General features: G+C 35.3%; 7 protein-coding genes. 2 read left to right on the forward strand and 5 right to left on the reverse strand.

Going from position 1 to position 8,426, the window contains the following annotated elements; all coding sequences use genetic code 11:
* Positions 1–209: 209 nt before the first annotated feature.
* Together ACIQ0M_RS08840 and mtgA are read left to right on the forward strand one after the other, a co-directional pair.
* Positions 210–1,325 (forward strand): NAD(P)/FAD-dependent oxidoreductase, encoded by a 1,116-nt coding sequence (locus ACIQ0M_RS08840; RefSeq protein WP_396151485.1) that lies wholly within the window; start codon positions 210–212, stop codon positions 1,323–1,325.
* Between the two features lie 3 nt (positions 1,326–1,328).
* Positions 1,329–2,009: a monofunctional biosynthetic peptidoglycan transglycosylase gene (gene mtgA / locus ACIQ0M_RS08845; protein WP_396151486.1), complete on the forward strand. Its 681-nt coding sequence runs from the start codon at positions 1,329–1,331 to the stop codon at positions 2,007–2,009.
* A 101-nt stretch (positions 2,010–2,110) separates the two neighbouring features.
* Here the strand turns inward: mtgA and ACIQ0M_RS08850 are convergent, their stop codons facing one another.
* The 5 genes from ACIQ0M_RS08850 to ACIQ0M_RS08870 all read right to left on the reverse strand — a co-directional run bounded on the left by ACIQ0M_RS08850 (position 2,111) and on the right by ACIQ0M_RS08870 (position 8,147).
* On the reverse strand, positions 2,111–4,171 hold the full coding sequence (locus ACIQ0M_RS08850; protein ID WP_396151492.1) for a prolyl oligopeptidase family protein: 2,061 nt from the start codon (positions 4,169–4,171) through the stop codon (positions 2,111–2,113).
* A gap of 95 nt (positions 4,172–4,266) precedes the next feature.
* Positions 4,267–4,641: a DoxX family membrane protein gene (locus ACIQ0M_RS08855; protein ID WP_396151487.1), complete on the reverse strand. Its 375-nt coding sequence runs from the start codon at positions 4,639–4,641 to the stop codon at positions 4,267–4,269.
* Positions 4,642–4,784: 143 nt separating this feature from the next.
* Entirely contained in the window at positions 4,785–5,339 is a 555-nt protein-coding gene (locus ACIQ0M_RS08860) for a type 1 periplasmic binding fold superfamily protein (protein WP_396151488.1), read from the reverse strand.
* An 11-nt stretch (positions 5,340–5,350) separates the two neighbouring features.
* Positions 5,351–7,732: a TonB-dependent receptor gene (locus tag ACIQ0M_RS08865; RefSeq protein ID WP_396151489.1), complete on the reverse strand. Its 2,382-nt coding sequence runs from the start codon at positions 7,730–7,732 to the stop codon at positions 5,351–5,353.
* A gap of 76 nt (positions 7,733–7,808) precedes the next feature.
* A complete protein-coding gene (locus tag ACIQ0M_RS08870) occupies positions 7,809–8,147 on the reverse strand; it encodes a hypothetical protein (RefSeq protein WP_396151490.1) in 339 nt (112 codons plus the stop codon).
* Positions 8,148–8,426: the final 279 nt, after the last annotated feature.

Consider the following 8,426-nt stretch of genomic DNA (forward strand, 5'->3'; position numbering starts at 1 on the left):
AAGTAAAATTATTTTTATGCCGTTAATGGATGAATCTACTAATTTATTAACAATTTTAAAATTTTACATTTAACACATTGTCATATTAACAACACATTTGTTAAAATTTAGTTTTTACAATCGAGTATAATCAATAAACAATATGTCTTTTGGAAAATATTTTCTAACAAAAAAAATAAAAAGTACATTTATGAAAAATTTTCAAACAGATGCAATTAAGTTTTTGGGAACTTAAAAATTGGTTTACAAATGTAGATTTCACTATTGTGGGTAGTGGAATCGTAGGATTACATTGTGCTCTTGAATTGCGAGAAAAATTTCCTTCTGCTAAAATTTTAGTGCTCGAAAAAGGTGTTCTTCCGCAAGGAGCGAGTACGAAAAATGCCGGATTTGCCTGCTTTGGTTCCGTTTCTGAAATCTTGGACGATTTGCGAACACATACAGAAGAAGAAGTATTCCAATTGGTCCAAAAAAGATGGGAAGGATTACAATTACTTCGCAAGCGAATTGGTGATGAAGCGTTAGATTTGAAACCTTTTGGCGGATTTGAATTGTTTTTGAAAGAAGATGAATCTACGTATGAACAATGTTTACAGAAGCTTCCTTTTATCAATGATTTATTAAAACCGTTGTTTAAAAATGACGTTTTTTCAAAAGAAGTGGATCGATTTGCTTTTCAGGGAATACAAGAATATGTACTTTTTAATCCGTATGAAGCTCAGATTGATACCGGAAACATGATGCAAAAGCTATTGAAATTAGTGGTTCACCAGAATATTTTAATTTTAAATCAACAAACTGTTTCTTCGTTTATTGAAAAAAATAATGTTGTAGAAGTTGTGTTATATGATTTTTCCTTTCCAACCAAAAAATTGTTTTTTGCCACAAACGGATTTGCGAAAGAACTGACCAATGGTGAAGTAAAACCGGCAAGAGCTCAAGTTCTGATTACAAAACCCATTCCGAATCTTGATATTAGAGGAACGTTTCATTTGGATAAAGGCTATTATTATTTTAGAAATTTTGAAAATAGAATACTACTAGGCGGAGGAAGAAATTTAGATTTTGAAGGCGAGACGACAACAGCATTAGCTCAAACAGAAATTATTCAAAATAAGTTGGAGCAATTGCTAAAAGAAGTAATTTTGCCCAACCAATCATTTGAAATTGAACACCGCTGGAGCGGAATTATGGGCGTTGGCAATCATAAAAAACCCATCGTGAAACAGTTGAGCGAAAATGTTTTTTGTGGTGTTCGTCTTGGCGGAATGGGTGTAGCCATTGGTAGTTTGGTGGGTAAAGAATTAGCAGATTTAATTGATTAATCTATGATAAGAAAAATAGTTCGCTTCCTTTGGAAAGCAATTTTGTGGTTTTTTGGAATTTCTATTTTTTTAGTTATTCTGTTCAAATTTGTTCCGATTCCGTTTACGCCTTTAATGGGAATTAGAGCCATCGAACAAAAAAAGGAAGGCAAAGAAATGATTTGCAGTCACGATTGGGTGCCGATAGAAGAAATTTCGATTAATCTGCAAAAAGCCGTAATAGCCAGTGAAGACGGTAATTTTTTAACCCACAATGGTTTTGATTTTGAAGCGATTGAAAAAGCAATGGAAGCTAACAAAAAAGGAAAAAAATTACGAGGTGGAAGTACCATTTCGCAGCAAACAGCCAAAAACGTTTTTCTATGGCAAGGAAGAAGTTATTTACGTAAAGGTTTGGAAGCCTATTTCACCGTTTTAATCGAATTGATTTGGGGAAAAGAACGCATCATGGAAGTCTATTTAAATAGTATTGAAATGGGTAACGGCGTGTATGGAGCACAAGAAGCATCACGCGTATGGTATCGAAAAGACGCGATTAACTTGACTCCACGTGAAGCTGCCGGAATTGCTGCAATTCTTCCTAATCCGAGAAAATTTAAAGCGACTAATTCTTCGAATTACATCAATCGTAGAAAGAATAAAATTGTTAGACAAATGAGTTATTTGGGAAAGATTGAGTATTAGAATCAAATAGTATTAAATCATTAAAAAATTAAGGTTCATTAAGAAGTTTGACTTAATGAACCTTAATTTCTTAATCGTTATATGAAAAAAAATGTTGAAAGCTAGATTTTCTTAATCCCCATATTAAACAACGTAAATGCTTGTATATCGGCATTTTCCTCAATGGTTTTAGAAATTGGTTTTCCGGCACCATGTCCGGCATTTACATCAATTCGTATCAAAACAGGATTTTCTCCCGATTGTTTATCTTGCAACTCGGCAGCAAATTTAAAACTGTGTGCAGGAACAACTCTATCATCATGATCTCCGGTTGTCACTAAAGTAGCAGGGTATTTTACTCCTTTTTTTACATTGTGAACAGGAGAATAATTTTTCAAATAATCAAACATTTCTTTATTGTCGTTGGCTGTTCCGTAGTCATACGCCCATCCCGCTCCTGCTGTAAAAGTATGGTAACGTAACATGTCTAACACGCCTACCGCTGGTAATGCGACTTTTGCTAAATCCGGACGTTGCGTCATTACCGCTCCCACCAATAATCCTCCATTTGATCCACCACGGATGGCTAAATAATCAGATGACGTATATTTTTGAGCGATCAAATATTCGCCGGCAGCAATAAAATCGTCAAATACGTTTTGCTTTTTCATTTGCGTTCCGGCATCATGCCATTTTTTACCGTATTCTCCGCCTCCACGTAAATTAGCCACCGCATAAATTCCGCCATTTTCCATCCAAACAGCATTGGTAATACTGAAACTTGGCGTTAAGCTTACATTGAATCCGCCATATCCATAAAGAATGGTAGGGTTTTTACCATCCAATTTTATTCCTTTTTTATGGGTAATAATCATCGGAATTTTTGTGCCGTCTTTAGAAGTATAAAATACTTGTTTACTTTCGTAATCAGCAGAATTGAAATCTACTTTCGGTTTTTGGTATTCTTTTGATGTTCCGGTTTTTGGATCAAAGGAATAAATCGTTCCGGGTGTTACATAATTTGAAAAACTAAAGTATAATTCTTTTTCCGTCTTTTTCCCACCGAAACCTCCGGCAGAACCAACTCCAGGTAATTTTACTTCACGTATAGCTCTTCCTTCATAATCATATTGAACAACTTGTGAAATGGCGTCTTTCATATAGTTGGCAAAAATATAACCGCCACCTGTAGATGGAGACAAAACATAATCTGTCTGAGGAATGAAGTCTTTCCAATTTTCAGGCTTGGCGTTTTTCGCATCCACTGTTACAATTTTTTGGTTGGGAGCATTCAAGTTCGTTACGATGTATAATTTTGAACCAACATTATCAATAATGTAATTATTACTATTGAAATTATCTACAATCGTTTCTAACTTACTGTTTGGATTACTTAAATCTTTAATGTATAACTCATTTCCGGTTGTAGAGTTAGCCGCCGTGATAATCAAGTATTGTTGGTCTTCAGAAACACCACCACCCACATAACGTCTCTTTTCATTTAGTCCAAAAATGACTTTGTCTTCTTTTTGAGAAGTTCCTAATTTGTGGTAATACAATTTATGTTGATCGGTTTTAGCAGAAAGTTCGCTACCCTCAGGTTTGTCATAACTGGAATAAAAGAAACCATCATTCCCTAACCAAGAAATGCCACTGAATTTTACATCAACAATGGGTTGTCCCAACACTTTTTTAGAAACCGCATCCATAATGATAATTTTGTTCCAATCACTACCGGCTTCGGAAGTAGAATAAGCGACCAAAGAACCATCTTTTGAAAATTCTAAATTCGCTAAAGAAGTTGTTCCGTCCGCCGCAAATGTATTAGGGTCTAGAAAAATTTCCTCTTTACCGGATTTGTCTTTTCGGTATAAAACCGATTGATTTTGCAAACCATTATTTTTGTAGAAATAGGTATAATTCCCCTCTTTAAACGGTGCCGAAATACGCTCGTAATTCCAAAGTTTCTCCAATCGTTCTTTAATTTGATTACGATAAGGAATGGTGTTTAAAAATTTAAACGTCACTTCATTTTGGGTTTTTACCCAATCTTCTGTTTCCTTGGAGCGGTCGTCTTCCAACCAACGATAAGGGTCGTTTACTTCCGTACCAAAATAGGTGTCTTTTACGTCACCTTTTTTTGTTTCAGGATATTGAATAGAAGAGTTTGTTTGTGCATTCATACTAATTACACAAACAATTGCAAATGCTGAAATAGATTTTTTCATTCTTTTGAATTGATTGATATGTACAAATATAATCAACCGGAATGTTAATTTTAGTTAAATAGAGGCTTGTATTTTGGCCACAGTTTATACATCAAAATTCCATTAAAAATGGCTACCAAAAGAGCTCCGCTAATTCCCGGTATATCTAAAAACAAATGAAATAATAAAATGTTTACCGAAATCGGAACTAAAACAACTAAGGCAAAAGCCACCCATTTATTTAAAAGCAGCAGAAGTCCAATCAAAATCTCAATTACGCCAACCACTTGTAAAACGTAACCGGTTGAAGCTAACGAATTAATAAAATCAGCTGCATTTTCCGGTAATTCAGGAGCCGGAATAAATTTTAAAAACTTGTTTAGTCCGAATACAACCAGGATAGCTCCCAGCAGAATTCGCATCAGTTTGGTAAATTGTGAATTCATAAGTTATTGTATTTTTTGGTTAGAAAATGTAATAAAATATCTAAATTAATAAAAAATACTTTATAAAATTCACAAAATGAAATAAAAAAACCAAACCCTAGCGTTTGTAGGGTTTGGTTGGAAAAGATAATTTTTTAATAAATTTAGATTATAACGATAGGAAAAGAAACCTCAACATCGGTTGAACCACCGGCATTACTAATGTTGCCATCTGAAACACCATCGGCATTTTTGTTTGGTAAATGTCTTAGAGTAATTGTGATTATTCCTGTTTCAGGATTTGCTCCTGTTGTAAAGGTAAATTCTAATCCAAGTGGATTTCCTTCAGTATCCAAATCCGAATAGGTGAAGTTTCCTAAACTGTTTGGAATTTGATAAAACACTTGGTGTTCCAAATCTTTCTCTTCAATTTCTTCAGTGATATTTTCAGCAGGATTTACCAACTCATTCAAAAACTGAACAGAACCGGAATAAGTGGTTGAAGCGGCAAAATTTCCACTTACGGTAATTACCGGTGCATTTGGGCCATCGCCATCAGCATCTCGTGAAGTTAATGTGATGGTTTGTCCGCCACCCACAAATGTTGCGGTTAAGGTTGTGATTAATTCTTCTTCCACCACCGGAGAATCGTCGTTGCTGCACGAATTGAAAGTGAAGATTGCTGTTAAGGCCAAAGCCATCATTTTTAAATTTTTCATTTTTGTGTTTTTTAATAATTAAATTTTAATTGTAATTGAATGTTTCTACCCATTTCATCAACAAAAAAACGTTGGCGATTTAAGTAGTCACGGTAGTTTGTGTTTAAAATATTTTGAACTGAAAAAGCGATTGTTGTATCCAGTTTTTTGAACGTTTTGAGTTTCATTTCCGAATAAAAATGGAACAATTGATACGCTTTTGGTGGCGTACTGATGTCTACCAAAACTGTAACAAACTCGCCATCAACAATGATATCGGTTTCAAAATTAAAGTTGGGATAACGGTTTTGGCGAAACACTGATTCGGATTGAAGTTCTAGAACCAAACCATTCCATTCCGGTTTTTTGTACTGAATTGAGTTTGAAATCGTCATCGGCGGCATATCAATCAAAGGCTGTTTTTTTGATAAATCTTCTCCGTTTACATAAGCAAAGGAAATTTTATGTTGCCAATTGGATGAAATATTCCACTGCGAATGAAAATCAAGTCCGACTAACCGAGCATTGGTTTGTTGAAATTCCCATACGGGGAAAGCTCCTCGAATTGTCGTTTCAAACCCAATCGGTCGCAAATACATAAAATTGGAGATGTAATGCAAAAACGGATTGATTTCCATTGAAAAGGATTTTACGTTTTTGGATAAAGAGGAAGAAAATTTAAGCGATTCTTCTTTCTTTAAACGTAAATCGCCCAACTCAATTTGCCCGGTGGAATGATGCAAACCATCGGAGAAAAATTCAGATGGATTCGGATTTCTGTTGGATAAGCTCAAGTTGTTCAACCATTTCCAATCCGACTGAAAATCTTTTCGTATACCTAAACTCGCCGAAACGTTATGAAAAGTAAACTGCGGTTTGGTCAACCATTGATCGGCAAATTCGCCTACAATAATATCAACAAAATCAGCTTGATAGCCTCTTTCATCCCATCGCGATTTCAAATAATATTTGGTGGCTTCGATGGTTGAAAAATCATACCGAATTCCACCATCTACAATCAAATCTTCTTTGATTTCATACGTTCCGATGCCATACCAACTTCCATCAAACCGAAAATAAGTCGGAATCAAAGGTCGCACACCGGTTCTTGGATTGGCAAAATTATTTTGAAATAATCCGCTGATTCCGGTTTTCAACGTAAATCGTTCCCACTCTTTTTTATAATCCGATTGAAGAGAATGAGTGGTCAGTTCCAAATCCAAATCCGATTTGTTGACATTTCCTCCTCTACGAATATCAAATTCATTTCGGTTGTTGAATTGAAGCGAATAAAAAGTAGAAATCGAACTGCTTTCATCCAATTTTTGCAAATAATTGAACTTAAATAAATGATGCTGAATGGCTTGTCTTGGTTGTTCAATCGAATACGTAAAATCATCAATTCTGTACGGAATTTGATTGTTGATGGAATTATACAAATCGGTTACATTACCAATATGCGAAGCACTCAAAATGCCAATAGTAGCATTATACAAACTGTAAAACGCAGAGAGTTCATAGTTTTCTTTCACATACGAAACATCACCTGAAAAATTCAGTTCGCGGTTTCCGGAATTGGATAAAACGTAATCCGGAGCTTCGCGATCACCAAAATAGGTCAATGTTCCCAACGCATTCCATCGCCAACCTTCCGAATTTCCTTTGTGAATACTCGAACTTATTGTTCCGCCACGACCGTTGGATGAACCGCTGACAATCGTTTTACCAAACAACGTATCTTGTTTCACACTAATTGATTCGATAATTACCATTCCGCCCACCGCATCGCCACTGTATTGCAAACCCGAAGCACCTTTGACAACTGAAATTTTTCCTGCAGCGTTCAAGTCAAAATTCGGAGCGTGTTCCGTTCCCCATTGTTGGTCTTCCAAGCGAACTTGATTGGAAAAAATGGGAACTCGACTGCTGTGCAAACCGTTAATAACCGGTTTTACAATACTCGTTCCGGTTCTTAAAAGTGAAACTCCGGCAACTTCTTTCAACGCTTCTGCTAAGGTTTTGGAACTGTTTCGCTCCATCGATTCTTTAGAAATTTGCTGTTCGGATAAACTGTTGCTTATTTGCGAAACTTTTTGCTTCACTGTGATTTCTTCCAAAGTGGTTTCGGAAGGTTTCAATTGCACATTCAGCACGACATCTTCGGTCATATCCACTAACGTATCACAAGTTGCATAGCCCAAATAGGAAATATACACCCGCAATTCGCCTTTGGGCAAACCGTTGATTTCGAATTCGCCAATTGGATTACTGGCGGTATTCAGGTATTTGGTATGAATGTGACTTCCGGTTAGCGGTTGGTTTTTTTCGTTGGTGATTTTTCCACTTAACGTGAATTGACCATAGCTCGAAAATCCAAACCACAACAAGAAGAAAAGGATAAAAAAGTATCGCATTTTTCCGGTTCAAAATATAAAACACAAGAAGTCATTACTATTTTGTAGCAAATGACTGTTTTTTGTTTCTAAGATTTTAAACGGTTTGCGGTGGTCCGCGATGCGAAAAAAGGGAACCTGAAAAAGAAGAAATTAATGCTTGCTCCTGATATAAATACGGAACAGGTTTAATCGGTAAATCAAATCGATAGGTTAAAACTTCCGGTTGGATGTAAAACCAAAAATGAAAATCACAGATGGAACAGCTCTCTTCCGAATGTTGATGCGAAACACCATCGTGAGAATGATGACACACTTCGGTTTCCTCAACATCATCAGCCACTAAATACTGATAGCTATGCAATGACTGAAACAGTATTGTGAACAACACTGCCGACATTAAATACAAATTTAGTATGGCTACTTTCTTTTTCATTGGTGCAAAGGTAGGGAAAAAGCTCTTTAAAGGGAAATTTTTAGGAAGAGTTTATGAAGAGGAAATATAATCAGAGCGTATAATAAGAAATCAATGCTAAAAATACTTTTCGAATTATGGATTGGATATTAAAGAAATAAAAAAATTTAAAACCATTAATGTCCGATAAAAACTAAAATCGGACTTTTTTATTTCTTATTAAATTGAAAATCAGTTTTTTATATTTTAATTTTATCTGCTTTAAAAAAGTAGGCTTTAAAAAAAGGACAATTGCTCTAC

It is taken from the genome of Flavobacterium sp. (genome assembly GCF_044339515.1).
GTDB lineage: Bacteria > Bacteroidota > Bacteroidia > Flavobacteriales > Flavobacteriaceae > Flavobacterium.

Coding starts and splice junctions, on each gene's coding strand:
- ACIQ0M_RS08840 (WP_396151485.1), top strand. CDS start 210: ATGCAATTAAGTTTTTGGGAACTTAAAAATTGGTTTACAAATGTAGAT.
- mtgA (WP_396151486.1), top strand. CDS start 1,329: ATGATAAGAAAAATAGTTCGCTTCCTTTGGAAAGCAATTTTGTGGTTT.
- ACIQ0M_RS08850 (WP_396151492.1), bottom strand. CDS start 4,171: ATGAATGCACAAACAAACTCTTCTATTCAATATCCTGAAACAAAAAAA.
- ACIQ0M_RS08855 (WP_396151487.1), bottom strand. CDS start 4,641: ATGAATTCACAATTTACCAAACTGATGCGAATTCTGCTGGGAGCTATC.
- ACIQ0M_RS08860 (WP_396151488.1), bottom strand. CDS start 5,339: ATGAAAAATTTAAAAATGATGGCTTTGGCCTTAACAGCAATCTTCACT.
- ACIQ0M_RS08865 (WP_396151489.1), bottom strand. CDS start 7,732: ATGCGATACTTTTTTATCCTTTTCTTCTTGTTGTGGTTTGGATTTTCG.
- ACIQ0M_RS08870 (WP_396151490.1), bottom strand. CDS start 8,147: ATGAAAAAGAAAGTAGCCATACTAAATTTGTATTTAATGTCGGCAGTG.